Raw genomic sequence first — 1,691 nt, 5'->3', positions numbered from 1 at the left:
TTCAGTCTCTCAAAACTAAACAATGTAGTAGGTTTCAACTATCAACCGTTTAAACTCCTTAGAAAGGAGGTGATCCAGCCGAACCTTCCGGTACGGCTACCTTGTTACGACTTCACCCCCCTTATCGGGCACACCTTCGGCGCTAAAAGCGACTTCTGGTGCCCCCAACTCGGGTGGTGTGACGGGCGGTGTGTACAAGGCCCGGGAACGGATTCACCGTGACATTCTGATCCACGATTACTAGCGACTCCAGCTTCATGCAGATGAATTGCAATCTGCAATCCGAACTGAGGTCTGCTTTAGGAGATTGGCGCAACCTTGCGGTCTAGCCACTCTCTGTACAAACCATTGTAGCACGTGTGTAGCCCAGAACATAAGGGGCATGATGACTTGACGTCATCCCCACCTTCCTCCGCGTTGCTCCCGCGGCAGTCTTCTTAGAGTCCCCACCATAACGTGCTGGCAACTAAGAACAGGGGTTACGCTCGTTGCGGGACTTAACCCAACATCTCACGACACGAGCTGACGACAGCCATGCACCACCTGTCATCTGTGTCTCCGAAGAGAAACTTCCTGTTACGGAATAGTCACAGGGATGTCAAGTTCTGGTAAGGTTCTGCGCGTTGCTTCGAATTAAACCACATGCTCCGCCGCTTGTGCGGGCCCCCGTCAATTCCTTTGAGTTTCAACCTTGCGGTCGTAATCCCCAGGCGGGATACTTAAAGCGTTAACTGCGGCGCGGAGGGAGTTGAACCCCCAACACCTAGTATCCAGCGTTTACAGCTAGGACTACCGGGGTATCTAATCCCGTTTGATACCCTAGCTTTCGTGCCTCAGCGTCAGAGTCAGACCAGAAGACTGTCTTCACCATTGGTGTTCTTCCTGATATCTACGTATTTCACCACTACACCAGGAATTCCATCTTCCTCTTCTGCTCTCAAGTCTAACAGTTTCAAAGGCCCTTCACTAGTTAAGCTAGTGGATTTCACCTCTGACTTGCTAGACCGCCTGCGCACCCTTTACGCCCAGTAATTCCGGACAACGCTTGCCCCTTACGTGTTACCGCGGCTGCTGGCACGTAATTAGCCGGGGCTTCCTTGTGAGGTACCGTCAAGCCTAGCAGCTATTCGCTACTAAGTTGTTCTTCCCTCAAGACAGAGCTTTACGACCCAAAGGCCTTCATCACTCACGCGGCGTTGCTCCGTCAAGCTCTCGCTCATTGCGGAAGATTCCCCACTGCAGCCTCCCGTAGGAGTCTGGGCCGTGTCTCAGTCCCAGTGTGGCCGATCACCCTCTCAGGTCGGCTACCCATCGTTGCCTTGGTAGGCTGTTATCCTACCAACTAGCTAATGGGACGCAAGCACATCTTTAAGCGGTAGTAAAACCACCTTTGCTCACTAGGAGCTTATCTGACATTAGCCACTCTTTCGAGAGGTTATTCCAGACTTAAAGGTAGATGACTTACGCGTTACTCACCCGTTCGCTGCTTTACTCGCTACCCGAAGGTAGCTTTCTCGCACAACTTGCATGTGTTAAGCACGCCGCCAGCGTTCGTCCTGAGCCAGGATCAAACTCTCCGAAAAAGGAATGAGTTTGAAACTAGCTTAGAATAGTTGAAACTCTACATTGTTTAGTTTTCAAAGACCGAAAAATTTATCTGTCCTTTGCAAGCGACACTTACTATATTATCA

At 50.9% G+C, this 1,691-nt stretch carries 1 rRNA gene; it reads right to left on the bottom strand.

Features of this window, described 5'->3' with window-relative positions:
* Positions 1-62: 62 nt before the first annotated feature.
* A 16S ribosomal RNA gene (locus tag ACYQ3D_RS12565) occupies positions 63-1,583 on the bottom strand.
* Positions 1,584-1,691: the final 108 nt, after the last annotated feature.

The organism is Halanaerobaculum tunisiense (assembly GCF_054657635.1).
This window is presented reverse-complemented; position numbering and strand designations above follow the sequence as displayed.